A 26,493-nucleotide genomic window follows, 5' to 3' on the forward strand; every position below is an offset into this window, starting at 1 on the left:
TCTGGGCATGCCCGCATCATGAGGCCGCCCTCCCCGCCGGCCTAGTCGGGGTGAATACCGATGCGCCCGGCGCGTGATGCGCGCATCCTCCCGATCTCGTCTGGCGAGGAGAGTTGCGTGTCAGCCATCAAGATGCTCTGCGGCGTCGCCGCGCTCGCGACGATCGCTGCGTTGGCCGCAGGAAATGCCAGGCGGGACATGTCGCCTGGGGGAACTGCGCTGGTCGTGCACGTCGGCAACGATCCCGCCGATCTGCGGCGCTTCGAGGCATGGCTGGGATGTCCGGTAGCTGGTGTGGCGATCCACACGGGACAGGCAAACTGGCAGGATTGGTCGGGGTCCATCGGTTTCCAGCTGAACCGCTGGAGCGACACGCACAGGACGCTTTACTGGTCGGTTCCGCTCATTCCGGAAGGGGCGAACCTGTCTGCTGCCGCGGCTGGACGCTATTCGGATCGATATGCGCAGGCGGCGCGGGATATCGTCAGCGGTGTTACGGGCACCGGACTGATCCGAATCCGGACCGGCTGGGAATTCAATACCGCTCATATGCCCTGGAAAGCGCATGCGAACGAGAAGGACTACATTCTCGCCTACCGCCAGTTTGTCGGCTCGTTCCGATCGGTGTCGCCACGTTTCCGCTTCGAATGGACACCGAACATCGGCGGTAACGACGATCCTGCCCGTGCCTATCCGGGCGATGGCTACGTCGACGTCATCGGCATGGACGCCTATTATAACAGCCGCTGGGATCCAGCCGAAGCGCAGGCGGCTTGGGTCCACAACGTCGAACGCCCTTATGGCTTCCGATGGCTCGAGACGTTCGCAATGGCACACGGAAAGCCGACCGCCTACGCCGAGTGGGGAGTAATGACGCCGGATGCCGCGCCCTATCTGGTCGCTGCATCACGCTGGTTCGATCAGCACCGCCCCGTCTACCAGAGCTACTGGAATTCGAATTCCGCGTTCCACAGCAAGTTGAGCGATGGCGCCCTGCCGCTCGTCGGCGCAGCCTATCGGACGGCATTCGCGTCATGCGGCAATCGCGACGTTTAGGGGCGCCTCGAAGTCGCGGTGTAGGAGGCGCCAATCCGTTCCGCGGGTTACGATGGCCGCTATCAATCCGGGCGCGGGCGTCCATGTCTCCGCGGTCCAGTCGACCCGCCCGTCCTGCGTCGTGGATCCGAACCGGTGAGACGTCTCGAATGACTCCATCCCGAGCGCAAAACCGGTGCCGGTCGCCTTCATATAGGCTTCCTTCCGCGCCCAGCAGTCGTAGAAGGCGCGCGCGCGCTGTTCGGACATGACCGCTACCAGCATACGGCGCTCGGCTGGGCTGAAGCATGTTTCTGCGATCGCAGCCATATCGATGTCGTTGCGAATGTCTTCGATATCGCACCCCACTTCTTGTGCAAGGCACGTGACCGCCAGCATGTATCTGCCCCGCGAGGACTGGCTGACGTGGATACCGCCGCCCGCGATCAACGGGCGCCCAAGCCGTCCATTGACGAGGATAACGTCCTGTGGCCGGCACGCCAACCGCCGCGCTACGATGAGACGCATCGCAGCACGCCGAGCGAGAAACCGTGAAGTGGCAGGTCCGCGGTATCGTGCCGCCCGGTAGGCCTCCTCCCACGTCGTCAGTCCATTGATGTTGCAGGCGGCCAGCACATCGAGATCGACAAGGACGGCCTCGATCGTGATCGTCATGCCGACAACACGTTCGGCTCCGATAAACGCACTTGCGATATATACGTCGCGATCTTCGCGCCCAAGTCCGCGACGTGCGGAGGATCGAGCACCGACACATGGCCGCCCGACACATCCGCAACGCGTAAGTCGGCGACCAGGTGATGCCACCCCGGCGCATAGTCGATCTTGCCATCGCGCGGTTGCAGAAGAAGTACGGTCGTATCCAGCGCGACGGGATCATAGGCTTTCACGATTCTCATGAAGCGATCATTTAGGTCGAGAAGCGCGCTCGTCTCGGTCGGTATGGGATCATGTCGGCGTCGAAGACGTGAGATGTAGCCGCCGATCGTCTCGATCGCGAAGGGAAGCTTCGCCCCCATTGGTAACGTTGCGAGTTGCACGATCTGATGACGCATCCGCGCCGACGTGGTCCTGTACATCGCAGGGTTCGACGTATCGAGCATAATGAGAAGACATAGCGGCGCGGTGCGACGCTCCAACTCGGCGGCGACTGCGTAAGCAAGAATTCCGCCGTTGCACCACCCCCCGATCATGAGCGAGCGCCCCGCGCCATAGGCTACGATACGATCGGCCAGATCGACAGCGAGATCGCCGATCGTCGTCGCGGTATCCAGACTGCGGTGACGCTCGAGATCGAGCGGCAGCCCGATGATCGCCTGCCCCGGCCCGATCGCCGTCGCCATGGCCCGGTAATATCCCGGACGTAGATTTGGCACCGCGTCGATCCAGAATAAAGGTACGCCCGTAGCATCCTGGATCGTCACGGTCCCGGGTAGCGGCGGCGTCGTGTCCCCTGCCTCAAGCAACGCGGCCATCGTGCGAACCGTGGGTGCATGCAACAAGGTCGATATCGGCAGCGTCGTCCCGAATTCGCGGCTGATGCGGCCCATCATGCGTGCGGCCATCAACGAATGACCACCCATGTCTTGGAAGTCGGTCGTGACCCCTACGTCCGTCATCGCCAGAGCCTCCGACCAGATTGCTGCTAGTCGGGTCTCGACATCGCCATGTGGCGGCTCACGCTCCGGGGCCTCCTCGCACGAAGCATCGATCGCCGGCAGCGCTTTTCGGTTCACCTTTCCACTGGTCGACAGGGGCATCGCCTCGATCACGGCGAACCGCGTCGGGATCATATAGGAGGGCAGCAGGCGGCCGAGATACGTGCGCATATCCGTCGCGGACGGCGCGGTCGTCGATCGTAGGACGTAGTAGGCGGCCAACCCGCTCTCCGCGTCATCGAAGGTCCGAACCGCTGCGAGCGCGATATCTGGATGCGATGCCAGGGCGGATTCGACGTCGCCCAGATCGATGCGATAGCCGCGGACCTTCACCTGGCCGTCGCGGCGGCCCAGCCATTCGCAGCGCCCATCGCGGCGCATCATCGCGATATCGCCCGTGCGGTAAAACCGTTCGCCGTCAGCCGCCGTCAGTGCGACGAAGCCGGTGCGCGTCAGCGTCTCGTCACGGTATCCGCGAGCGAGACCGAGCCCGCCGATAAAGAGATGTCCCGCGGTATTAGGGGGTTGCGGGCGACCGGCGTCGTCCAGCACGAGCATGCGGGTGTTTTCGATCGGATATCCAATCGTGATGTGATCGCGACCGACCTCCTCGATGCTCGACCAGACCGTGGTCTCGGTGGGACCATACATATTCCACAGCGTCATGCCGGCATCGAGCATTTGGTCGGCGAGATCGCGCGGCAGCACCTCTCCGCCGCAGAGCGCCTTGAGCCCCGGCGTGCCCTGCCAACCAGAGACGAACAATGCGCGCCAGGTGGCGGGTGTGCCCTGCATGACCGTGCAGCCACTTCGAGCGATCGCGTCTGCCTGCGCGAACGAGTCCGTCGACTCGCGATCCGTCGCGACCACCACCGTTCCTCCCGTGACCAGCGGGAGAAACAGTTCCAGAACGGAGATGTCGAAGGTCGGCGTGGTGATCGCCAGCATGACGTCGCGTTGACCGAAACCGGGCGCTCGGCTCATCGACGCGAGCATGTTGACCACCGAGCGATGCTCGATCTCGACACCTTTCGGCACGCCGGTGGAACCCGAGGTGTAGATAACGTACGCCAGATCGTCGGGCTGGACGTCGTCGTCGACGGCAAGACCGCGCGCGGCCGGATGAACGATCGGAAGATCGTCGCAAAGCAAAACGGGTATTCCCCAGCCGGGCAGTCGGCCGAGGCTGGCCCGGTTGGTAATGACGAGCGCCGGCAGCGCATCGCTTACGATCGCGTCGAGCCGGGAGGCGGGAAACGCCGGGTCGAGCGGCAGATAGGCCGCGCCCGCCTGCATAACGGCGAGCGGTGCGATCACGGTCTGCTCGCTGCGGTTCATGCAAACGGCGACCAGATCGCCACGACCGACGCCGGCCAGCCGAAGGTGGAGCGCGATATCATCCACCCGACGCCACAATTCAGCATGGCTGACCGCAACCCCGTTACTGACCACCGCGGGATGGTGGGGCCACAGCATGGCGGTTCGACGACCCGCCGCATGCACCGTGTCCGCAGCGACGGCGACCGTCTCGCCGCTGGCGAGCGCAAGCATCGCCGATGATTCGTGACCGTCCATCATCGGCAGATCGATAAGCCGCGAGCCGGGGGCCGCCGCCACGCCGCGAAGCAACCGCTGCCAATGCCGCGTCATATCGATGACGGTACGCTGGTCGAACAATTCAGTCGCGTACATCATGCGGACCAGCATGCGTTCGTCCAGTTCGACGATCTCGACGTACAGATCGTATTTCGCGGTTCGCGGCGCCACCTGCAGCGCTTCGAGCGTCCAACCCTCGATCCCTTGGGTTCGCGGGGGATCGAGGGTGAACATCACCTGGAACACCGGCGTCACCGCGGATTCGCTGCGGATCGCGAGCGATCGCACTACATGACCGAACGGCACGTCGCTGTTCTCGATCGCGCCGATCACCACGTCGCGGACCTGATGGAGATATTCGCGGAACGGCATGTCAGCCGCCGGCCGCGTGCGCAGCGCCATACAGTTGATGCAATAGCCCATCATCGTCTGCGTTTCGGGTCGGCGGCGGGTATCGGCAACGCCTCCGACGACGATATCCTCCTGACAACTATAGCGGTGGAGCAGCGTGGCGAAGGTCGCCAGCATCGTCATGTAGAGCGTGACGCCGTTGGTACGGCTGATTGCCTTCAATGCAACGAGAAGGTCAGGTGGTACCTCGAACGTTTCCATTGCGCCGTCGGGGGACGGATCGGCGCGGCGGGGGCGGTCGGTCGGCAGTTCTACGATCGGCAACACACCCGCCAGCGTGCGACGCCAATATCCGAGCTGAATTTCATCGGTCCGCCCCCGGTCGACGTCACGCTGCCAGACGGCATAGTCCCCATATTGAGCGGTTGGGCCAGGCAGACCATGCAGCTCGCCAGCAAGATTTGCTGCGTGGAGCACCGCTAACTCGGGCATCATGACGCGGTTGATCGAGACTCCGTCAAAGATGAGATGATGGATGACGAGATACAACCGATGATCATCGTCTGTGATCTTCGCCACACGCCCGCGAAACAGCGGCCCTTCCGCCAGATCGAAGGGCAGCCATGCGTCGGCCTCCGCCAACGCGAGCGCCTCGCGCTCGCGTTGGTCTTCCGGAAAGCCGGTCAGATCGACATAGGCAAGATGTGCGTTCATCGAGGGACGGATGATCTGGACGAGCTCGCCATCGACCTCGCCGAACGTCGTCCGCCAGGCTTCGTGGCGCTGGATCACGTGTGCAAAGGCGTTCCGGAATGCCGCGAGATCGAACGCGCCGCGCCGGATGATCGTAAACGGCTCGTTGTACAACGGCGCCATCGGATTGCGGGCGGCATGTATCCAGATGTGCCGCTGCTCTTGGGTCATCGGCGTGACCACGCCAGCCGATCGAGGGCCGACGGGGGCCACAGGTACGCGCCGCGACCGTTCTCTACGAGGACTGGCAACCATCTCAATATGCTCCAAGCGACACGGCCTCGCAGCGGCCGACGCCGCCGCCGATCAGCCTGCGTCCTCGACCCCCGGTGCGGAAGATCATGCCTCCGGGATCGTCGCCGAACGGGTCCGGTACGAACCGGTCGGCGGTCAGGTCAGGCCGGTTGCGATAGCCCCTGCCGACTCCACGTCCCCCGATCCAGACGTTGCCCTCCGCACCCGTCGCGACGGGTTCGCCTGCACCATCGAGAATATGGACGGAGGCGCCGGCGATCGGACGCCCCAAATTTGGTCCGCCGAACCGGTCGTTCGCCGGAACCTGACGTGCCGTCGTAATCAGCGCGCATTCGTCATGACCATATGTAGCGACCACCCGGAAAGCATGTCTGCCCGTGATCGCGGTGGCGCCGTCGCACTCCGCCATCACGAGCCGGAGCGCATCGTCCTCGTTCCAGCCGGGTAGCGCCAGCGCCTCGGCCGCGTCCTCGGCGGCGAGCATGACGGATATCCGGTTCCGTCTCAGCCAATCGCGCATCACCATCGCATCCGCGGCAACCGCATCGTCCATGACGACGATCGTCGCGCCACAGGCCAGCGCCGGCCAGAGTTCCAGCATCGCTGCCGAACTTCCCGCGTCCGCCATATGGCAGACGCGATCGGCCATGCCCAAATCGAAGTCGGCCCGAAGCCAATCCGCGATGAAGAGCAGGTTGGCATGCGTGATCTCCGCACCGCAGGTCGGCCCTCCCGGGCGGTCGACGGGGACGACGCACGCCACCGCATCACGACCGCAGCCGGGAGGCCCAGGCCAGTGCGGCGCGACCGCGCCGTCACTGCGCCAATCATAGGTCATGGCGTGCGCGCCCGCTGCCAGGCCGGCGATCGGCCCATTCCGATCCTCGACGACGATCCGGGTGATGCCGCAATCCGCGAGTCGGAAGCGGAGCAGCTCAAGCGGCGCGTCCGGCGACAAGCCGAGACACGCCCCGCCCGCTTTCAGCACCCCTAGGGACGCGACGACTTGGCCGACGGACCGCGGCAGGCACACCGCCACGGTTTCGCTCGCGGCCAATCCGGAATCCACAAGGATCGCCGCGAACCCGTCCGCGCGTCGATCGAGTTCTTCCCGGCTCAACGTTTCATCCGTGCCTAAGATGACCGCGTCATCGGGCCGGAGCCTGGCAAAGGCGGTCAGGATAGCGTCGACGCCACCCCCGACGGGCAAGCCGAGCGTTTCACAATTCTGATTCGCAAACAAGGAGGCGCCCTCCGTCCACAGGCCAGACGTCGCGACCAAGACAAGATTGCCTTCAACCCGAGTCGCCTTCGACACGAGGGTGTATCCCCAGCCACGGGATCCAATCAATCACGTCAAAACTACGTATATAATTGATAATAGTGCAAAACTATGGATATCTGAATTTTAGTATTGTCGAAAGACCAGGTAATGGCCGGTGCCCGAAACCGGTGAAAGAGGCATGCGCGCTATAACCGGAAGATCGGGAGCTAACATATGTTTGTCGGAGGCATGAATCTAAGCGATCGAACAATGGCATTCAATTGGTGCCTTCGGGTCGTATCTAGGCGAGCTGATGAAGAATGCCGGAAGGCAACCGACCGACGACGCCGCGGCCCAAGTCTTGCCGCTCCGATGCAGGTCGTGTCCAATGGATGACATACCTAGCCCGTCGTTTTCACCCCGCGAACGCCAAGTACTGGAGCATCTGGCGATCGGGTCTTCGAACAAGCGGATCGCCATAATAATGGCGATCGCGGAAGACACCGTGCGAGACCACGTCAAGTCGATCCTGCGGAAAACGGGGCTCGAAAACCGGACGCAAGTCGCGCTTTGGGCAGTTGGCCCGGGCGCATGGCAGATCCATAACGCGATGACGCACGACACGGATGGTGGGCTCGAGGGCACGCCCCCCCCATGAGAGGGGGGTGATAAAACGGAGATCGAGGCGTAATGGTTTTATGTCGACGAGATGCATCGAGCCCGCCGGCATCCAAAGTATGAGCGTACTTCGTCGCTGCCGAGCCGATCGGCAGTAATGATGCCATTCAACACATCGGATGAGGGGCAGGCACGATGGACAATGTCACGGTATCTTGGGAGGCAGGATCGCTGACAAGGCGCGAGCTTGAGGTTCTGGGCTTGGTAGTCGAAGGCTTCTCCGCCAAAGAGATTGCGATCGAGCTGCGAATCGCTCCGCGCACCGTCGAGTGCCATATCGAACACCTTCGGTCCAAGACGAACAGCCGCAACCGCGCCCAGATGTCGGCCGAGGCGGTCCGCTCCGGCGTGGTACCGATGATGCGAACTTTGGTCTAGCGCGTCGTTTTCCCGCTTGCCGCAGTCAGGGCATGCGACTTGATCGCCCGCAGGAAGAACCATGACGTCGGCGATCGACCAATTCATCTACACGGCGAAAAGCTGCCGCGATCTCGCGTTGAGGTCCGGAGGAATGGCCCGAATGGGCGGGTCACACCTGTGCGGTCTTGGGGTCTCGAAACTGCGTTGAGCCGCCCCGCCCGTTGACGGCATTGCAATCGAGCGATCGTGGCAAACGGACACCAGTGGCTTTGCCGACCTTGACAGGATGCGCGCGGCGACCGTCGGGAGGACGCCCGGCGTGGTCGGATCGGATCTTCGACTTATAGGTATTTTCCGGAGGCCATCTTCGCGTCCGTCTTCCGATATCATCCGACCTCGCTCCCGGGAGAGGAACACAATGGCGACGTCGAATACAGCCGCGGCCTCGACCAGTCTCAACTGGCGCAGGCTGGTCCCCCCATCGTGGCGCATGCTTGCCCGATCGCTTCGCCAAGGCATCCCTGCGCTTCTCGATCGGACGCGCGAACAGACAGATCTGATGATGATGGAAGCGCATTTAAGCCCGATCGCGCGACATCTGATCCATGCCAGTCAGATGCGGGATACCGGACTTTACGACCGGACGTACTCCGACTGGCGGGCACGACGGATCGAGAAGATCCTGGAGATTTACGGCGTCGACTGGTTCGATGGCCGAAAGATCGTCGAGCTCGGCTGCGGCCATGGCGACATCGGCGCGTTCTTCGCCGATTTGGGCGCCGAAGTCCTGTGCATCGATGGTCGCATCCGCAACGTCAACCACGCCAAGCTCAGGCACCGGGGCGTCAACGGCCTTACCTTCGACGTCTGCGACCTCGATCGTGATTTCTCTCTACTCGGCCGGTTCGATCTGATGATCAATTTCGGTTTGATATACCATTTGCAGGAGGTCGACGCTCATCTCGCCGCCTGTTTCGCCACCGCGAACGACATCGTGCTCGAGACGGTGGTGTGCGACTCGCTCGATCCGCATCGATTGATGCTTCGCCCGGAACGCAGCGATGTCGACGAGGAGGCGCTTAACGGCATCGGCAGCAGACCCTCGCCTGGCTACATCGAGCGGCTTGCCGAAGAGGCTGGATTTGGGGTCGAACGTCACTTTTCCGCCGACCTCAATTCGGGAGGGATATTCAGCTACGACTGGAGCCACCGCGACGATGACGCACCCAATGATGATTTCGGACGGCGACGCTTCTGGCGGTTTCACAAGTCGTCGGCGCGGGATCGCCTCTCCGTTGCCGGCGGGCACGTTGCGGCCCTACCGGCCCGGTCGGCGGCGACGGGGTAGCGGGTCAGCGGCCGGCGAGTGTCGCCACCACATCGAGGCGGGTCAGCCCCCGCAGTCCGAGGTTCTGACGCCACGATAACGGTTCGCCGGACAGACGCAGAGCCGACGTATGCTTCAGGAGTTCGTCGAGGGCGGCGGCGGCTTCGATCCGTGCCAGCGTTGCGCCGAAACAGAAATGCGGCCCCCAGGCGAAGGCAAGGTGCCGGTTCGGCATGCGATGGATATCGAACGCGTCCGGATCGTCGAAGACGCTGCGGTCCCTGTTGGCCGCCGCCGTCATGACCATCACGGCATCCCCTTCCCTGATTTGCTCGCCGCCCAGCAACCGGTCGCCGGGCGCGATGCGTCCGGTAAACTGGCTCGGCGTCTCGAAGCGCAGCAACTCCTCCACCGCTCCACGCAGCGCCGCCGAATTCTGCCGCAGGTGCCGTTCCGCCTCGCGATGCACGCACAGCGTCGCCACACCGCTCGAAATCAGGTTCGTCGCCGTACCAAGGCCGCCGACCAGCGTAATGATGACATTGGCGACGATTTCGTCGTCGTCGAGCGCGTCGCCGTCGTTCTGGCTGACCAGTGCGCCGATCAGGCCATGGCGCTCGCCGCGGCGTTGGCTGGTGATCGCGGCGGCGATGTACGTCGTCATCGCCGCCAGCGATGCCGCGGACCGATCGCCCGCGGCCACCGACTGGTGGAAATTACCGATCAATGCGGCGAAGTCGTCCGCCCAGCGCTGTAGCTGCCGCCAGTCGCCGCTCGGCAATCCCACGATCTCCGTCGTGATCATCGCGGGCAGCGGCTCGGCGAAACCGCCGTGCAGATCCCAGCGTTCGCCGTCCTCCATCCCCGCCAGCAACTCGCGGCAGATGTCGCGCATCCGTTCCTCGAGCCGTTTGACCCGCGATGCGGTGAACAGCGCGGAACAGGCGGTCCGCACCCGCAAGTGTCGCGGTTCGTCCATGAACATCATCTGTCGGCGCATCACCGCCGCCGCCGGGGTCAGCATCGGCAGGCCCATGCGCACGAACGTGTCGGCGCTCGGCGTGCGTGTGGACAGGAATTCCTGAAACACGATCACTGCCTCGGCATAGCCGGTGACGATCCAGGTGTGCAGATACGGATCCCAGATCACCGGACCGTGGTCGCGCATCTTGCGATACAGGACATGCGGATCGGCATGGATTTCCGGGTCGAGCAGACGCGCAAGGCTGCGGGCGCGTGCCGCGGCGATCTGCGCCGCCGCCGTCACCGGGCGTGGTCCGATATTTCGGGTTCGGCGACGGCTTCTGCATGGAACGGCATCGCGGTATCGCGGGCGTCGATCAGGGCGGCCAGTCCCTCGATGGTCGGAGCATCGAATATATCACGCAGCGACAAGTCCACGTCGAACGTCTCGCGGCACTGGATCACCACCTGAGTCGCCAGCAGCGAATGCCCCCCGATGAGAAAGAAGTCATCGCTTGCCGATACCCCGGCAATGCCGAGAACCTCTGCGACGATTTCGGCGACGATGCATTCGGTCTCGGTCTGCGGTACGCGACCGGTACTGGCTTCACGGCCGGGCGGCGGCAGGCGGTCATGATCGATCTTGCCGTTGCGGGTCATCGGCAGTTGCAGCATCGCCACGAAATAGGCCGGAACATGGCTGCGCGGCAGAAACCGTTCCATGAAGGCACGCATCGCACTCGCGTCGGGCAGGCTGTCCAGGGGAGATCGGCCAGCCGGCACATCGATACCTGGGACCGGCGCCAGATAGGCGATAAGCTGCCGCCCGGCGAGCGGGTCCTCGTGCACGGTCACCACGGCGGAGCCGACCCGTTCGTGACGCTGGAGCCCTACCGCGACCTCGTCCAGCTCGATACGGACCCCTCGAATTTTGACTTGCGTGTCGTGTCGACCGCAGAAGGCATATTCGCCGGTGGCAAGGCGCCGCGCCCGGTCGCCCGTCCGGTAGAGCCGCGCGCCGCGTTGCGACGAGAAAGGGTCGGGGACGAACCGCGCTGCCGTCAGCTCAGGTCGGCTGCGGTAGCCGCGGCCGACGCAACTGCCGCCGATCCACAGGTCGCCTTCCGCACCGTCGGCAACGGGTTGCATTGAATCGTCGAGCAAGTGGATCTCCGCCCCGGCGATCGGACGACCGATCGTTGGAAGATCCGGAGCCTGATCCAGCGGGTCACGCACCGGCACCAAGCCCGAGGTTGCGACGATCGTGCATTCCGACGGGCCATAATTGTTGACGAAGTCGAAAGGGTGAACCGCCCGTGGAAACGCCTTCAGGACGTCTCCTCCGGTCAGCATGAGACGCAGGGCGATTTCACGAGGCCACGCCGCTGACAGCAATTGCTCGGCGAGCGCCATCGGCACGGTTCCGATCGTGATCCGCCGATCGATGAGCCAGGCACGCAGCAGATCCGCCGAGGACCGCGCGTTGTCGTCGATCACGTCGATTGAAGCGCCGCGTGCCAGATACGGCCAGATCTCCGATTGCGCCGCGTCGAACGTCAGCCCCATCGCATAGCCAGCGTGGTCCTGCCGGCGCACGCCGAACGCGGTGATCGTCCAATTGATGAATCCCAGCAGATTGCCATGCGTGATCTCCACGCCGTTGGGCACGCCGGTCGTACCGGACGTATAAACGATATAAGCGAGATCGTCCGATCTGACGACCGGCAAGGGCAAGTCCTCGATTTGCTCGTCGTCGTCGATGCATAGGTCCCCGTCGGCCAGAGCATCGGGGCGGGCGAGCGTGCAGACCGCACCGCTGTCTGCGATCATGAAGGCCTGCCGCTCCACCGCATCGTCCGGGTCGATCACGACGAAGGCGCAGCCGGCCATCAACACGCCGAGCAGCGCGACGACCTGATCCGCCGACCGGCGCATCCGCACGGTCACGATGGCGCCAGGGGTAATGCCGTCATCGATCAGCCGTCGTGCGATAGCAGCGGCGCGACGACGCAAGCGGCCGTAACTCATCGCGGCAGCGCCCTCGAAGATCGCGATGTCATACGGCGTCGCACGGGCCGCGGCCAGCACGCGACCGTGCACGTTTTCCGGCTCGTGATCGCCGGCGCTTTGATATTGATCATGCGTCATATCTGCGTGCCCCGAGACGACCCCATGCCGCCGACCTGCCGTCGACCAGCTCATACGGCGTGTATTCAACCAAATATCAGGCTGCCCTCGTCAGGTAACGTCGTGCAATATACCTATACCGCCGAAGCAAGTGACCGCATCCGTGTTTATGCCACATGATAATGTATGCATTTTCTACTAACTCAGATTTTAGCTATCTGTCTTTGGAGACATGAAATGTCGATCGAAACGGACATCGGCGCGCGCGTGATCGGCGGTACGCCACCATGATCGCGATCAATGTAACGGGCTGGTGATCTACTGATGGGCCGCAACGTAGATGGGCGCCGGCACCTGACGCCACGTGAAGCAGAGGTATTGGTGCTCGTCTGCGAAGGCTGGTCGGCACGCGAAATCGGCGCGGCGCTGCATATCGCACCGGGGACGGTCGAGAAATATGTCGCGCATGCGATGGAAACCTATCAGGCGCGCAATCGTGCGAACCTCGTCGCGCGCGCGATCGCCGACGGCCTGATCTGACCGGCGGCGGGTCCGATCCATCCCAATGGTTCGCCCGGCACTACCGGGCGCTGGATCCTGCTTGAACCAGGCCGATTGGGGGGAGGAACTATAGGGTTGAAGGACGTCGGACATAGAACCTCCGATGACGGTTGCGGTTATGTCTCCCGACCCGTTCTCCTGTCGGGCGGATCGCCGGACCGCGCACGCGGTCACGACCGGAAGACGATGGTCCTTCTACCGTTGATCAGCACCCGGCCTTCGATATGGAGCCGTACCGCCTGCGCCAGCACGCGCCGTTCGACGTCCCTGCCCTTGCGGACCAATTCGTCCGGTCCGTCGGCATGCGTGACCGCCACGACATCCTGCGCGATGATCGGCCCCTCGTCGAGCTCGGGCGTCACGTAATGCGCGCTTGCTCCGATCATCTTCACGCCGCGGTCATGGGCCTGATGATACGGTCGCGCGCCCTTGAATCCGGGAAGAAAACTGTGGTGAATATTGATGCAGCGGCCGGCGAGCTGCGTCGCCGTCCCACTTGATAGAATGCGCATGTAGCGCGCCAGCACGATCAGTTCCGCCCCGGTTTCTTCGACGATCTGAAGGATGCGTTCGTCCCGCCCGTCGCTACCATCGGAAGGCGTTGCGGGGAGATGGTGAAAAGCGAGACCGTGCAGCCTGCCATCGCGACACAAGCGATGCGGGTGATCTGATACGATCGCGACGGGATCCATTTGGAGCTCGCCGTCACGCCAGCGATGCAGCAGGTCGAGCAGGCAATGGTCCGTACGGCTGGTGAGCAGGAGGACACGGGCGGGTCGGCCCTCCGTAACGGTGGCGACTTCCATGCGATAGCGATCGACGCATCCTGCGAGCACGCTCGTCACCTCGTCATCCGCAATGGCGTGATCGCCGTGGAAGACGACGCGCATGAAGAAACGGTCGGCGACGATATCCTCGAACTGTTGCGAATCTCGAATGTCATATCCTGCATCGGATAGTGCTTTTGCGACGCAGGCGACGATCCCCGGCGCGTTGCGACACGATAGTCGAACGATCGTTCGCTCCGCGTCGGTAGCGTTTCGGCCGCTCATCGCAGCCCGTCCAGCGACCGCATCAGGTCGGACGCTTCGGCGCGATGCATCGCCCCGAGCGTCGCATGACAGGTTGCGGCAGGGAATGATCCGGCCAGTTCGGAAGAGCCGTCTTCCTGGATCGAACGGGCGAGATGATAGGCAAGGTCGTCCAGGATCTCTTGCTCGTCGAGCCCGCGCTGAAAACCCGACTGCATCGCCGTCACCGTTGCAATCGAACGGACAGGATGAGCCGTCCGTCAGTAAAATTTCGCAGCCCGCTGGTCAGCGGAGCATGCTGATCGAGACGCTGATAGCCGAGGTCCCAGGTCGCCCGTCGGCCCATCCGATACCGCGCGCCGACCGACATCTGCGATCTTCGGGCACGCCGATCGAGCCCCTGAAAGGTGTCCCACGTGTAGCTGCCGCCGCATGTCAGGATGAGGCTACGTAAGAGTTCAAAGTCCAGCCGGGCCGCCACGTCGGTGGTAAGATACGCCGGCGTATCGGTCTGGGCCGAATCCTCGATGCGCCTGCCACCTTCGACGGTGACGGTAAGCACCGGCTTGGGGAACCACTCGACGCGACCGCGGCCGCTTATTCCCCTTGCCACCCAGCGCCGTGCCGCGCCGCGCTGGGAAAGGTAACCGCCCTGCACATGGCCACGCATCAGCCGTGTAATATCGAAGTCCGTCCCCGCTTCGATGGTATACCCGGTCGAGTCGCGATCCAGCAGCCCCCGAGCATGGTTACCGTAGGAACGCCGGTTGACGGTGCCATCGAGATAGACCGCGAACGCCGGACTGACCGCCAGATCGAGACGTGCGAACCCTGAAGCGATATCACGATTGCGGAAGCTCTGCTGTAACGGAATGCCTTCGGTCGTCCGCGCGTCCTCGAAGCGATAGCGATGCCAGTCTCCGCCGATCCGCGCCGTAAGATCGCCGAACGGACGTTCGCCGATCAGTGAGCCGCCCGTACGATGATAGCGGACCGGGCGATCGGCGGCCCCCGGAGCGTCCACCACGCTACGGGCCTCGGTTTGTCTTGCGCCGTCGAGCATGGCGGCAAGCGTTCCGCCGTCCACGTCGAGACGTCCGCCTGCGTTAAGACGCCAGTCCGTCGTGCTTTCTGAATCCGCCTTGAAATATTGCCGTTGGCTAATCGACGCACTGAGATCGGCGGAGTGACGCCGCCAATCGCTTCGGATCGCAAATGCTCCGCTCGCGGTGGCGATGACATCGGCCACTGGATCACGCTCGAGCGCATAGATATTGCTGTCGTGCTGGATGCCAAGGTCGAGCGATGGCGTTGCGACGAACGATCCGAGACGGACATTGGAGGGAACAAGCTCGGGATGAAGGCGATCCGCCACCGAGAGATCGGGATCGCGGCCGCGGTCGCGGAACGGCAGTTCCTGGATCGCCTGTGCATGCGTCAAGCCCGACCACGCGGTCGCAATCATAACGACGATTACGCGCCTCTCACGGCCGCGCCTCATCTCGCTCCGCTCTGCATCAGGACTGCCATCGGTGTACGCAGAAGGATCAGCAGGTCTGTGCCGAGCGACCAACACCGCGCGTAATCGGCGTCCAGGCGAACGCGGTGACCATAGGTCAACTGGTTGCGCCCATTTACTTGCCAAAGCCCGGTCACACCGGGCCGCACGCTCAGATAATCATCCACGCTGGTGCCGTAGCGGGTCAGTTCGTCCGCGGTCACCGGCCGGGGGCCGACCAGGCTCATGTCGCCCAGCAAGACGTTCACCAATTGGGGAAGCTCGTCGAGGCTGCTGGCGCGGAGCAGCCGCCCGATCGGGGCGATGCGGGGATCCCGGTCGAGCTTTCGGGCCCTCGCCCACTGCGCCGCCGCATCGCGATCGCAGGTGAGAAGCAGCGTAAGTCGATCGGCGCCGTCCCGATGCATCGTCCTGAACTTCAGGCAGGCGAACCGCTTTCCGGACCGGCCGATGCGCTCATGCCGGTAGACGATTGGTCCATGGCTTGTTGCTGCCACCGCGATGGCGATCACGATCATGATCGGCAGAAACAACGCGAGTGCCAAGCTTGCCCCGACAATGTCGCCCAGCCTTTTGAGCGAGAGTGCCAACGCTCTGGCATGGTCACGGCGGTGATCCTCGGAGACGCGTAGAAACAGCGCCGTTACGGCTCCGCGATCATGCATGACGTTCCCTTTCGATGCGGCGGTAGGGGTTCCTACCGATTGCCGGCCACCTTCGACATGCTTCAACACCGGCATCGTCGCGTAGCCGATAAGACGCAGCCCCTTAGAACATGCAGGCTTGGAAAGGGCAATATCTTTGCCGATTGTGAAAATACCTATACTCTTCATGAGGCGTCAGGAAAATGATACTCGACCTCCGCAAAGACGATCTCCCTACCGTGGCCGCGTTTCCCGTGCTGATCATCGGCGGGGGGCCAGCGGGCATTGCCCTTGCACTTGAATTGGAACGGCGCGGAGTCGACGTGCTACTTGTCGAAGCTGGCGGAAACCGCATCAACTCGGATGGACAGGATATCTATCGCGCCGAAGCGATCGGCGAGGCAGGACATGGACCGATCCATCGGTTTCGCCATCGCGCCCTTGGCGGCACGTCCGCCGTATGGGGCGGCCGCTGCATCCCGCTCGATCCTATCGACCTTGAGGCGCGGCCATGGCTGTCGCATGCCCGCTGGCCGATCGAATATGCCGATCTTGCCCGCCATTATCCGGCAGCGCTCCAGCTTTGCCGCGCCGGCGCGCCGGTGTTTTCGGCAATCCGAACGCCGGAGCATGACGGTGGCGGGGCGATGTTCGACATGACCGACGACGATCTGGTACTCGACCGCATCGAGCGGTTCAGCGAACCGACGCATTTTGGACGGCAGTATCGGGACCGGTTGCGGCATAGCGATCGCATCACGGTCGTGACGAACGCTCCCGTGATCCGCATCCGGGCGCACGATGGCGGCGACCGGGTGGCCGGGGTAGACATCCATATGCCGGACGGTGGCGAACGATCGGTCTTAGCCGACGTCGTCATCGTCGCCGTCGGTGCGATAGAAACGGCACGGCTGCTGCTGTCCTCCACGACCGAAAAGCCGTGCGGCCTTGGTAACGAACGCGATCTGGTCGGTCGCTTCTACCAATGCCACCTCGAGGGGCATTTTGGCGAATTGGTGCTGACGCCCGGCACGCCGGCGCGCCTTGACTATTTCCGGGACGCGGAGGGGATCTACTGCCGCCGCTACATGTGGCTTTCTCCCGCCGCGCAGCGCCGCAACCATCTGGCGGGACTGATCCTGCGAGCAACGCATGCCAAGGTCGCCGATCCGGCACATGGCGATCCCGTCCTGTCGGCGATGTTCCTGGTAAAGGGGATGCTCGTCCCCGAATATGCGCGCGGCATGAACTCCACGGAACACGCCGAGGCACGGCGGATTGGCGGTTCCGCAGGCGTCTATACACGCCATGCGATCAACGTGCTGCGCGGCTCGCCGCAGCTCGCGGGCTTCGCCACCGATTGGACTCGCCGCCGCGTTCTGGCACGGCGCAAGCTGCCGTCCGTTTTTCTTTCGGACCCACGCGGACGATACCCGCTCGACGTAAACGCCGAACAATCCCCGAACCCCGACAGCAGGATCCGGCTCGGCGACGCGCGCGACGACCTCGGTCAACGCCGTGTGATCGTCGATTGGTGCGCATCCGCTGACGACCGGCATCGCGTGGCGCGTGGCGTCGCAATTGCCGGTGATGCGCTGAAACGTGCCGGCGTGGCGTGCATCCTCATCCCCACCCCCCATCTCACCGCCGCGGCGCTGACCCCCGTTGGTGGTCATCACATCGGAACGGCGCGTATGGCGGAGACAGCAGCGACCGGCGTCGTCGACCATCATGGCGAGGCTTTTGCTTGCGGTGGCCTGTACATCGCAGGAGCAGCCTCATTCCCAACTTCGGGTTTCGCCAATCCCACCCTCACCATCGTCGCGCTTGCCCTCCGAATGGCTGAGCGCGTCGCCGCTCGCTTGGCCGCCCCGACGTCATAGGTGTTTTGCACGACTGAACCGCGTCGCTGCCTTTCCTTACAAGGGGCATGCCGGGTCATTGCCCGGCGGCAGGAGGCAGCATGAGCGGGTTCACCAGACTGCACGGCCCACGGGATGTGTTTGCGCTCTTTCGCAGAAGGATCCTCCTGTTTGTGGCAGCGTCCGCGTTGACGCTGGCTGCGATGGCGGCCTTCGTCATGACGCGGGTTCCCCGCTACGAGTCGTCTGCGCTGCTCGAAGTGGACGTGCATCGCCAATCGCCGGTCGGGCCCGTCGCGATCGTTCCGGACAAAGGCGATCAGGGGATCGTCGGCACGCAGATGAAGCGTATGGCCTCCCGAACGGTAGCGAGCCACGTCGTCGACGAACTGGGACTTGCAAACGATGTGGAGTGGTCGCCCCCGCCTGGTGTGGTGACGCGGCTGCTGGGGTCGCCAGTCGCGGTGACGCAGGAGTTGCGGCGCAGACGGGCGATCGAAACTCTGATGCGCCGCCTGTCAATCGTGCGGGACGAAGTGGCTCCGGTTGTCACCGTCATGGTAGCATCGGTCGATCCGGCACGCGCCGCCGACATCGTGAACGCCGTCGCCGCGGCATATCTTCAGGAGGCGTCCGAAGCAGGCCGCGCGTCAGCGTCGGACCAAGCGCAGGTGCTCAACCGCCAACTCGATCGGCTCGCTCTCGAGGTAACCCAAGCGGACGCGGATCTGGCGGGCTACCGCGCCAGCCATGGGCTGACCGCCCTTGCATCGCTGAACGGCGGCGCCGTGGACCAGCAGGCATCGGCACTTGCCGGCCAGCTTGCCGCCGCCCAGGCCGACGCGGCCGCCGGCCGGGCGCGCGCCGCGGTAGCGCGCAGCATGGCCGGCTCCGGACGCGGCGACGCGGTCGGCGAGGTCCTTCAATCCCCGGTCATCGCCCAGCTACGGCAGCAGCGTGAGACGATCGCCGCGCAATTCGCCGAAACGCGCATCCGCTACGGCGCCGATCATCCCCGCGTCGCCCGCGTGACCGAACAACTGGCCGGCGTCGATGCTGCAATCCGGCAGGAGGAATCCCGGATCGAGGCCAGCGTTCAAGCCGCGGCGCAGGCATCTGGCCAGCGCGAAGGCGCGATCGCCGCGGCACTGTCAGCGGTGCGCGGCAGGCAGGCCATAGACACCAACGCGCAAGTCGGCGCTGATCGCCTGGCCCGGATCGCCGAGGCCAAGCGAACGACTTACGTCAGCCTGGCGCAGTCTGCCGCACGATCGGTACAGGAAGGCGCGCTGACTTCGCTTCCCGGCATGGTCATCGCGCCGGGCGTACCGGCGATGGTCGCGTCCTACCCGCAGACTGCGCTGCTCATCATGCTGGGGCTGCTTGCAGCACCGGCCGCTGGCATCATCGCGGTGCTGGGCGTAGAGGCTTTCGACACACGGGTGCGGGGGACGCGCGAACTCGCCGTTATTCCGGGCGCGCATCACGTCTCCTCGGTCGCCCAGTTGAGCGCGCGGACGCTTGGCCGGATCGATCGACGTGCGAAGCCGTGGGACTATGTGCTTGCCAAGCCGATGTCCGCCTATGCGGAGTCGATCCGTTCGATCAGGGCCCGCCTTGCGCTTTCCCGGAACGAGGCTGGCGGCCTCGTCGTCTGCGTCACCTCGGCGATATCGAACGAGGGCAAGTCGACCCTGTCCGCCAGCTTGGCGCGCACCATGGCGCTTGCTGGCGACCGGGTGCTGCTGATCGACTGCGATCTGCGTCGCAATGGTCTTGCGGGCTTGCTCCACGATAAGCCAGCCGCGGGCCTCGCCGAAGTGTTGGAAGGCGGAAGTCGGTTCGCCGACGTTCTGGAGCGGGACGTGACGCCCGGTCTGGACGTCCTCCCCCTTGCCGGTACCCGTTTCACGCCGCACGATGTCTTCGGCGACGGTCGGATGGCCGGATTGCTCGAACGGCTTCGGGGTAGCTATGATTACGTGATCGTCGATGCACCGCCCGTGCTGGTGGTGGACGACGCAGTCACGATCGCCGGACTGTCGGATGCCGTCCTTCTCGCGGTCCGATGGGGATCGACACGGATCGAGGCAAGTCTCGCGGCAGTCGAACGGCTACGCGAGGCCGGCATCGACGCGATCGGCCTCGTGCTCACGGCCGTTGATCCCCGCAGGACGCTGACGTCCCATCCTGACTCCCAACATTACCTAGCCGCGTCCAGCGGCTACCACCGGAATTGAACTGCTCATGGCGGACCTGACCGAACGGCCAAGCGGTCGAGCCTGGTTCCTGGCGCTCAAGGGGCTGAATCTGAGCCTGCTCGTCGTCTATTCATTCGGCCTGGTTTTCGTGCTGGTGCGTTCAGTGCCGATCGGGTTCTACCCCTGGATGGTCATGCTGTCGTCGATCGGCGGCTACGTCCTAGCGGTCGATCTGGGCTTTTCCAATTACGTCTATTCGGTCGTCCGCCGCCGGTTCCTGCAAAACGAGCTTGAGGGGGCGGAAGACCTAGTTGCGGAGGCAATCGCATTGTACCTTGCCATCGCGCTCGCGGCCTGCGGTCTTGCGGGGCTAATCATGGCCGCAGTGGTGCCGGTCGGCCTGAAGCTGGCGATGACCGGCTATTTCGCCTCGATCGTGGTGCCGCTGCCGTGGATGTTGATCCGGCGGACCGCTGCAGCGATTGATCTTCATGTCGAGATCGAAACGCTGGAAGTCGTCCGGCGCGCGGTATTTTGCGGCTTCGCCGGAGCGATGCTGGCCGGCCTCCCCCTGATCGGGTTCGTCGGACTGTCGCTTGCGGGCTGGATCGTTGCGATGGCCGCGGCATGGTGGCTCCTCCGCCGTCATGGGTTCCATCTTCGTCCTGGCCCCCCATGCCGCATCGTCGCCTTCTTCGTCGAGCATCGCGACGGCGTGTTGAGCTCCGGACGCTTCACCGCACTGGAGTTCGCGATCTACAACTTTCCGTATCTACTCATTCCAATGCTATTCCATGGGCCGGCAAACCTCGTTGCGTTCGACCTGTTCAACAAGGTCGCGCGGTTCGGAGGCGCAGCCTATTCGGTGCCGGCGGAAGCGTTCACCCCGCAGCAGACCCGCGCTCACTATGCTGGCGATGTCGACAGCGTCGAGCGCTACCAGCATCTTATGTGGCTGGTCGGCTCGGTGCCGATGGTTATCGGCGGGGCGTTGCTGCTGCTTGCCGGCGGGCCGGTGTTTGATCGGTTGCTCGACGGCGTCCACATGGTACCGGTCGAGGTCCGCATCGCGATGGCCGCCATGCTGGCGGCACTGCTGTTGCAGACGTCCGCGGGCGGCTTCCTGCTTTCGGTCGGCCGCTATGACGATGTCTTTCACGTCGCCAAGGTAACCGCCGGCCTGATGGCGATCGCAACGGTAGCGACGCTGTTGTTCGGCCTGTCCTTCGCGACGTTCATGCTGCTGTACGTCGCAGCCTACGGTGTGCACGCCGTCCTCTTCCAAGCGGCATTCCGGCGCCTGTCCGGCGATGCACGGCGGATCAGGGCTGCGCTGGCATGACCGCGCTGATCGCTCCGCGTCCATCGATGAGGATCGATACCGCCATATCGCGAGCCCCCGCCACCGTTCCGCGAGGCACGGCAGCCGTCGGGTCGGATCTCGCGCTTTCCAGCCTGACGGTGGCTTTGTGGCTTGGCGTTTTCGGACAGAAACTCGCGCTGCCCGGCAATATCGAATTCACCCTTGTGGTGATGGTTGCGACGATCGCCTTCCTGCTCGTCACCGGGCGAGCCCGTCTCAGTCTGCCCCGCCTGCTGCTTTTTGCCGTACTCGTCGGGTCGATCGCCGTCAGCCAGGCGATGGCGCCCCACCGACCTGCCTCGATTTCGGCGATCCTCATGGCGATCGTCCTATATGGCGCCCTGCTCTTCGTCGTACCTTTAGATGATAGACAACGGGTCAAGCTGATCGGCCGTTTTCAGGTGCTCGCGCTCGTCGTGGCAATGATGGTCGCCTTGCAATGGATCTGCCAGATCGTCGGCCTGCCGATGCCGGGGATCGAGGGCATCGTGCCGCAGTCGCTGTTGTTCCAATCCTACAATTATATTCAGCCGCTAACCTGGCACGCCGCCTATCTGAAGCCGAACGGCATCGTCATGCTGGAGGCTTCGCAGGCATCGCAACTGCTGGCGATGGCAGTGATGATCGAAGTATGCCTGTTCAGGCGTTGGTGGCGCGTGGCCGTGCTGATCTCGGCACAACTCGCTACGTTCGGCGGGACCGGTTTCGTCCTGCTGCTGGCCGGGATGCTGGTCATTCCCTTCTACCTGCGCGGGCGGGCCATCGCCGCCCTTGCCGGACTGCTGCTGCTGGTCGCGATCGGCACCAGTTTCACTCCGGTATGGGACAATTTTGCCCGCCGCAGCGGTGAAATCGGTGGAGAGGATTCGACAAGCGGACGCGGTCGGTTCGTCGAACCCTATCTGTTCATGATCGACAGGCTGTCCGCCGACCGCCCGACGCTGATCTCGGGAATTGGACCGGGCAACGGCAAGCGCGATCTCGATCGCACCGGCCAGCTTGTCATGAATCCGCTGGTCAAGGCGATCGTCGAATATGGGCTTGTTACGGGTATGGTGTGGATGCTGTTCGTCCATATCTGCATTGTCCGAACCCGCATGCCGTTCGTCGTCGCGTTCGTCGTGCTGGTGCAATACGACGTCCTCAATGGCGCGCTGCTCGTGCCGCTGCACCTGCTCTATTGCTGGACACTCGCCGGAACGCATGGTTGGGGCAGCGAGTCGTGACGGAAGCCGTGCTGCCCCGCAGGCGACGGACTGCCGCTGCCGCGCGCTATCCACATGCGCTTCCCGCGCTGACGTCGATGCGCTTCTTTGCCGCCGCCTGGGTCGTCGCGATGCACTATTCCTGGTGGATGCCGGTCGGCGGCAGCACGCTTCCAATCCTCTCCAAGGGCGGAATGGCCGTCGATTTCTTCTTTATCCTGAGCGGCTTCATTCTGGCTCACGCGCATTTCGACGCGATCGTTGAGCATCGCCTCGACGCCCGCGATTTCCTGATCCGCCGTCTGGCGCGGATCTATCCGATGCACGCGGCGGCAATTGCCTTCTATTGCATCATGGTCGGCATTGCTGCCCTTCTTGCGGTGCCTTTACCCAATCCAGAGCGCTACGGGGCGTGGCAGCTGGTGCTCAACGTAACGCTGTTGCACGCACTGCAGGCGCATGACGCGGGTGCATGGAATTATCCGTCATGGTCGATCAGTGCAGAGTGGATCGCATATTGCGCCTTTCCGTTGCTTTCCGCCGCCATCCTGCGGCGGGGGGACGGTCATGCTGGAAGACGATTGATCCCGTTGGGAATCGTGGTCCTCCTCGTATCGGCGGTGGCGCCACTCGCGTTCGGGACGGGGCTCTTTGATCTTCACGCCAACTTCGGCTGGGCCCGCATACTGCCCGAATTCGCGTTCGGCATCGCGCTCTATGCGTGGGGCCGTCGGGTGCAGCTTGCCGCCTTGGCATCCTCGATGGCCTTGCTGCTGCTATGTGCAGCTATCGCTGTTCTCGCATGGTACGGCATGACGCTCGCCATGCTGGCGCCACTCGCGCTGCTCATTCTCGCTGGCGCCGAAATGGCGCGAAGCGACGGCGTCCGCTTCCTTTCGCTGCCACCCTTCATCGAGGCCGGCGAAATCTCGTATGCGCTCTACATGATCCATCTGCCCGTAGCGACGGTCGTGTTGCGTGGTACGCGCGGCGCGGGCGGTGTGACACCGCTGTGGTCACTTCCCCTGGCCGCAATCCTCGCGCTGATCGCCGCCATCGCCTGCCATCGCTTCGTCGAAAAACCGGGCCATCGCCTCATCATGCGCCTTTCGCCCAATTCCAGGAGACAGAAATGATCTCGATCGTCGTTCCGACCCGCAATCGCGCGTACACGCTACGCAAGGTGCTGCCGTCCTACTTCGTTCAGGATGGCGTCGACGAGGTGCTGCTGGTCGATGACGCGGGGGATGACGACACAGTCGACATCGCGGCGGCGATTGCCGAGAATTTCCCGAACGTGGCGCTGCGCATCGTCCGCCACGATCAGCGCAGGGGTGCCGCAGCGTCGCGTCAGGACGGCGCCGCAGCGGCCGCGGGTGAATTCGTGCTGTTCTGCGACGACGACGAATATCTAGAGCCGGGATACGCGGCTGAATGCCTCAGACTTTTACTGGAACACGGCGCGGGAGCCGTATCTGGGCGCCGCGTGTACATGCTGGCCGGCGAGACGCGGGCGCATGCCCTGCACAGGTTCGGCAACGGCATGCGGCGCGGAAAGCCGTTCGACTACGCCCTGTGCGAGAACGTGAATGGCGCCGTCTTCGAAGGGGTGGTGAGCTTGCCGATCACCAACTCCAACATCTTGACGCGTCGCAGTTATGTTGAGCGCTTCGGTTTCGACCCCCACTATGCGGGCGGGAATGGATACCGCGAGGAAAGTGACTTCCAGATGTCGCTGTTTCTGTCAGGGCACCCGATCCTGGCCAGCAACGATGCGCATAGTGTCCACCTGCCGATGGGGGAGGTAAGGACAGGTGGACAGCGCGTCCATGCAGCACGCAAATTTTTTTGGTCGGTACGCTACAACGCTTATTTTCTTGAAAAGCATTATGGTCGATATGCCAGAAAGGTCGGCTTACGCCAGCCGCTCTGGCTCGCCAAATTGCGCGCGCTCTTCTACCTGGCTTGGCGCAACTTCTTCCGCCCCCCATTATATGCGATCGTCATGTCGGCTCGGTTCGGCTTACGCACGTGATCGCAGCACCCGCCCGACCGTTGCGGATCCTGTTGTCAATACATCACAGGCTTGAGCGGAGCAGCGGCGCTGCGGGTGTCGTGATGCGGATCGCCGAGGAATATCGCCATCTTGGCCACGACGCCACGGTTGCGTCGCATGAGGACGTGCCGACGATCGTACCAAAGTTATTACGCGGCTTGCTGTTCCCCTTCGTTCTCGCAGCGATGATCCGCCGGCGGCAACCGGATGTCGTCGACGCGAGCAGCGGCGACGGCTGGTTCGCCTATTCACGGGATGCTGGTCGAGCCCGTCTGCATGTCACACACAGTCATGGGCTCGAGCACCTTTCGTCCGAGCGCGAGTGTGCTGGAGGCCGATTCCTGCCATTCCATAAGCGGATTTGGCGGCACGGGCTGAGGCTGCGACTGGTAGCCCGATCCTTTGCCCTCGCCGATCTTTCTTTGGTGCTTAACGACGCCGAAGCGGACCACCTGAGCAAGGCCTTGAGCATAGAGCCATCGACAATTCACCGCATACGGCTTGGCACCGATCATGCCGGCATCCTCGTCGACGATGGCCCCCGCCATCCCGCAGCGATCGTCCAGATCGGGGCCTATACGCAAAGGAAGGGGGTGACGGTTGTTGCGGCCGCGATGGTGCCGATCTTGGAAGAAACGCCAGGTTCTTCCATGATGTTCGTCGGGACAGGTGTACCGCGCCAAATCGTCCTCGACGACTATCCGGATCATCTTCACGATCGGATCATTGTCGTCGAACATTATAGCAATGATATGCTGCCCGGACTGCTGGCCGATCGGTGCATCTGCCTCATGCCATCCTTGTTCGAAGGATATGGCATCGCGAAGCTCGAAGCCATGGCCTGCGGCCTCGCAGTCGTGGTCAGCGATGACGCGGGTGCGAAGGCAGATGTCATAGATGGCTGCAACGGTCTGATCGTGGCGTGTGGCGATGCAGAGGCCTTGCGTCAGGCCGTCAGGACATTAGTGGCGCAGCCGCAATATGTCAGGCGCTTACGAGCAGCGGGTTTCGAGACCAGCAAAATGCTCTCTTGGGACAAAATAGCACGAGATAGGGTATCGCTTTATGCCACTCACTTTACATTGAAAGAGGCCCGAAATCGTCAGCATATAGGTTAGTCTTGTCCGATGCCGCTGGCTTCGGGCGGTAGGAAGGAACATAAGAATTTATCGTCTGTGCCTTCTTTGTGAGCACGCAGACGGCAGAGAGATTATGTCTCCCGCTTGCAAATTCGGGTGCTCTTTTCGTGGATCCTTATAGCATCGCCTGTCAGGCCAAAATTGTGAAACCGGGGATGAGCGCACTCCCTGTTTGGATAAATTTTGTTCAAAGCCGATCTGGCCGTGACTTTCATCCAACAGGTGCCTCGCGTTGTGGTCAGGACAACGGGGCAGACAGCCAGCGCGACGGTGAACCACGATGAGCAACCATTTGCGCCCTCGCGTGGATAGGGATCGGGTTGCATCGCGCGCGATGAACTTGGATGCGAGCCCAGCTGACGTCACCGCTCTTTGCATCACCATGGGCATCCCCATCAGCGCAATCGAGCCTTTGGCCACCAGTGGAACTGAGCTGGCCCCCGTTTTGACCGGACGGATTTAAGCCTAAGAAGGAGGCTTGGGGCTATCCCCTGAGCATAGGCTTATGTCCGTGTCCGAGATCATCA

General features: G+C 63.3%; 21 protein-coding genes. 12 read left to right on the forward strand and 9 right to left on the reverse strand.

Annotated features, from left to right (window positions below; all coding sequences use genetic code 11):
* Nucleotides 1-117 precede the first annotated feature (117 nt).
* On the forward strand, nt 118-1,056 hold the full coding sequence (locus ACLBWH_RS15320) for a glycosyl hydrolase (RefSeq protein WP_447799721.1): 939 nt from the start codon (nt 118-120) through the stop codon (nt 1,054-1,056).
* Here ACLBWH_RS15320 and ACLBWH_RS15325 read toward each other — a convergent pair.
* The 3 genes from ACLBWH_RS15325 to ACLBWH_RS15335 form a co-directional block, all read right to left on the reverse strand.
* The gene (locus tag ACLBWH_RS15325) at nt 1,033-1,710 is read right to left on the reverse strand and encodes a 4'-phosphopantetheinyl transferase family protein (RefSeq protein ID WP_447799722.1); all 678 of its coding nucleotides are present in this window, start codon (nt 1,708-1,710) and stop codon (nt 1,033-1,035) included. The genes ACLBWH_RS15320 and ACLBWH_RS15325 overlap by 24 nt on opposite strands.
* Complete coding sequence (locus ACLBWH_RS15330) at nt 1,707-5,582, reverse strand: non-ribosomal peptide synthetase (RefSeq protein ID WP_447799723.1); 3,876 nt, start codon at nt 5,580-5,582, stop codon at nt 1,707-1,709. Before ACLBWH_RS15330 ends, ACLBWH_RS15325 begins: the two co-directional genes overlap by 4 nt.
* 85 nt (nt 5,583-5,667) lie before the next feature.
* Nucleotides 5,668-6,984, reverse strand: a complete 1,317-nt coding sequence (locus ACLBWH_RS15335; RefSeq protein WP_447799724.1) for an AMP-binding protein — start codon at nt 6,982-6,984, stop codon at nt 5,668-5,670.
* Between the two features lie 334 nt (nt 6,985-7,318).
* Here ACLBWH_RS15335 and ACLBWH_RS15340 point away from each other — a divergent pair, with 334 nt between their 5' ends.
* The 3 genes from ACLBWH_RS15340 (at nt 7,319) to ACLBWH_RS15350 (ending at nt 9,316) form a co-directional block, all read left to right on the forward strand.
* Nucleotides 7,319-7,588, forward strand: a complete 270-nt coding sequence (locus ACLBWH_RS15340) for a helix-turn-helix domain-containing protein (RefSeq protein ID WP_447799725.1) — start codon at nt 7,319-7,321, stop codon at nt 7,586-7,588.
* A 155-nt stretch (nt 7,589-7,743) separates the two neighbouring features.
* Nucleotides 7,744-7,986, forward strand: a complete 243-nt coding sequence (locus ACLBWH_RS15345) for a response regulator transcription factor (protein ID WP_447799726.1) — start codon at nt 7,744-7,746, stop codon at nt 7,984-7,986.
* Nucleotides 7,987-8,386: 400 nt separating this feature from the next.
* Nucleotides 8,387-9,316 carry a class I SAM-dependent methyltransferase gene (locus ACLBWH_RS15350; RefSeq protein WP_447799727.1) on the forward strand — a complete coding sequence of 310 codons (930 nt, stop codon included), beginning with the start codon at nt 8,387-8,389 and terminating at the stop codon, nt 9,314-9,316.
* A gap of 4 nt (nt 9,317-9,320) precedes the next feature.
* Here ACLBWH_RS15350 and ACLBWH_RS15355 read toward each other — a convergent pair whose 3' ends face one another.
* Nucleotides 9,321-10,562: a cytochrome P450 gene (locus ACLBWH_RS15355; protein ID WP_447799728.1), complete on the reverse strand. Its 1,242-nt coding sequence runs from the start codon at nt 10,560-10,562 to the stop codon at nt 9,321-9,323.
* Nucleotides 10,559-12,406 (reverse strand): non-ribosomal peptide synthetase, encoded by a 1,848-nt coding sequence (locus tag ACLBWH_RS15360; RefSeq protein ID WP_447799729.1) that lies wholly within the window; start codon nt 12,404-12,406, stop codon nt 10,559-10,561. The genes ACLBWH_RS15355 and ACLBWH_RS15360 overlap by 4 nt, the downstream gene beginning before the upstream one ends.
* Nucleotides 12,407-12,709: 303 nt before the next feature.
* Here ACLBWH_RS15360 and ACLBWH_RS15365 point away from each other — a divergent pair, with 303 nt between their 5' ends.
* Complete coding sequence (locus tag ACLBWH_RS15365) at nt 12,710-12,925, forward strand: response regulator transcription factor (RefSeq protein WP_447799730.1); 216 nt, start codon at nt 12,710-12,712, stop codon at nt 12,923-12,925.
* A gap of 191 nt (nt 12,926-13,116) precedes the next feature.
* Here ACLBWH_RS15365 and ACLBWH_RS15370 read toward each other — a convergent pair whose 3' ends face one another.
* From ACLBWH_RS15370 to ACLBWH_RS15385, 4 genes are read right to left on the reverse strand one after another with little or no spacing between them, the layout of a single operon-like run.
* Nucleotides 13,117-13,998, reverse strand: coding sequence for a formyltetrahydrofolate deformylase (locus ACLBWH_RS15370; protein ID WP_447799731.1), 882 nt, complete (start codon nt 13,996-13,998; stop codon nt 13,117-13,119).
* Nucleotides 13,995-14,204, reverse strand: a complete 210-nt coding sequence (locus tag ACLBWH_RS15375; RefSeq protein WP_447799732.1) for a hypothetical protein — start codon at nt 14,202-14,204, stop codon at nt 13,995-13,997. The genes ACLBWH_RS15370 and ACLBWH_RS15375 overlap by 4 nt, the downstream gene beginning before the upstream one ends.
* Nucleotides 14,201-15,442 (reverse strand): outer membrane beta-barrel protein, encoded by a 1,242-nt coding sequence (locus tag ACLBWH_RS15380; RefSeq protein WP_447799733.1) that lies wholly within the window; start codon nt 15,440-15,442, stop codon nt 14,201-14,203. The genes ACLBWH_RS15375 and ACLBWH_RS15380 overlap by 4 nt, the downstream gene beginning before the upstream one ends.
* A 32-nt stretch (nt 15,443-15,474) precedes the next feature.
* A complete protein-coding gene (locus ACLBWH_RS15385) occupies nt 15,475-16,329 on the reverse strand; it encodes a sugar transferase (RefSeq protein ID WP_447799734.1) in 855 nt (284 codons plus the stop codon).
* Nucleotides 16,330-16,343: 14 nt separating this feature from the next.
* Here ACLBWH_RS15385 and ACLBWH_RS15390 point away from each other — a divergent pair, with 14 nt between their 5' ends.
* From ACLBWH_RS15390 to ACLBWH_RS15420, 7 genes are all read left to right on the forward strand, one after another.
* Complete coding sequence (locus ACLBWH_RS15390; RefSeq protein ID WP_447799735.1) at nt 16,344-18,023, forward strand: FAD-dependent oxidoreductase; 1,680 nt, start codon at nt 16,344-16,346, stop codon at nt 18,021-18,023.
* Nucleotides 18,024-18,103: 80 nt separating this feature from the next.
* A complete protein-coding gene (locus ACLBWH_RS15395) occupies nt 18,104-20,242 on the forward strand; it encodes a GumC family protein (RefSeq protein ID WP_447799736.1) in 2,139 nt (712 codons plus the stop codon).
* A 7-nt stretch (nt 20,243-20,249) separates the two neighbouring features.
* Nucleotides 20,250-21,545 (forward strand): hypothetical protein, encoded by a 1,296-nt coding sequence (locus ACLBWH_RS15400; protein ID WP_447799737.1) that lies wholly within the window; start codon nt 20,250-20,252, stop codon nt 21,543-21,545.
* Nucleotides 21,542-22,792 carry a hypothetical protein gene (locus tag ACLBWH_RS15405; protein ID WP_447799738.1) on the forward strand — a complete coding sequence of 417 codons (1,251 nt, stop codon included), beginning with the start codon at nt 21,542-21,544 and terminating at the stop codon, nt 22,790-22,792. Before ACLBWH_RS15400 ends, ACLBWH_RS15405 begins: the two co-directional genes overlap by 4 nt.
* Nucleotides 22,789-23,907, forward strand: a complete 1,119-nt coding sequence (locus ACLBWH_RS15410) for an acyltransferase family protein (protein ID WP_447799739.1) — start codon at nt 22,789-22,791, stop codon at nt 23,905-23,907. Before ACLBWH_RS15405 ends, ACLBWH_RS15410 begins: the two co-directional genes overlap by 4 nt.
* Nucleotides 23,904-24,806 (forward strand): glycosyltransferase family 2 protein, encoded by a 903-nt coding sequence (locus ACLBWH_RS15415; RefSeq protein WP_447799740.1) that lies wholly within the window; start codon nt 23,904-23,906, stop codon nt 24,804-24,806. The genes ACLBWH_RS15410 and ACLBWH_RS15415 overlap by 4 nt, the downstream gene beginning before the upstream one ends.
* Complete coding sequence (locus ACLBWH_RS15420) at nt 24,803-25,945, forward strand: glycosyltransferase family 4 protein (protein ID WP_447799741.1); 1,143 nt, start codon at nt 24,803-24,805, stop codon at nt 25,943-25,945. The genes ACLBWH_RS15415 and ACLBWH_RS15420 overlap by 4 nt, the downstream gene beginning before the upstream one ends.
* The last annotated feature ends 548 nt before the right edge of the window (nt 25,946-26,493 follow it).

The sequence above is a fragment of the Sphingomonas sp. M6A6_1c genome, from assembly GCF_053345135.1.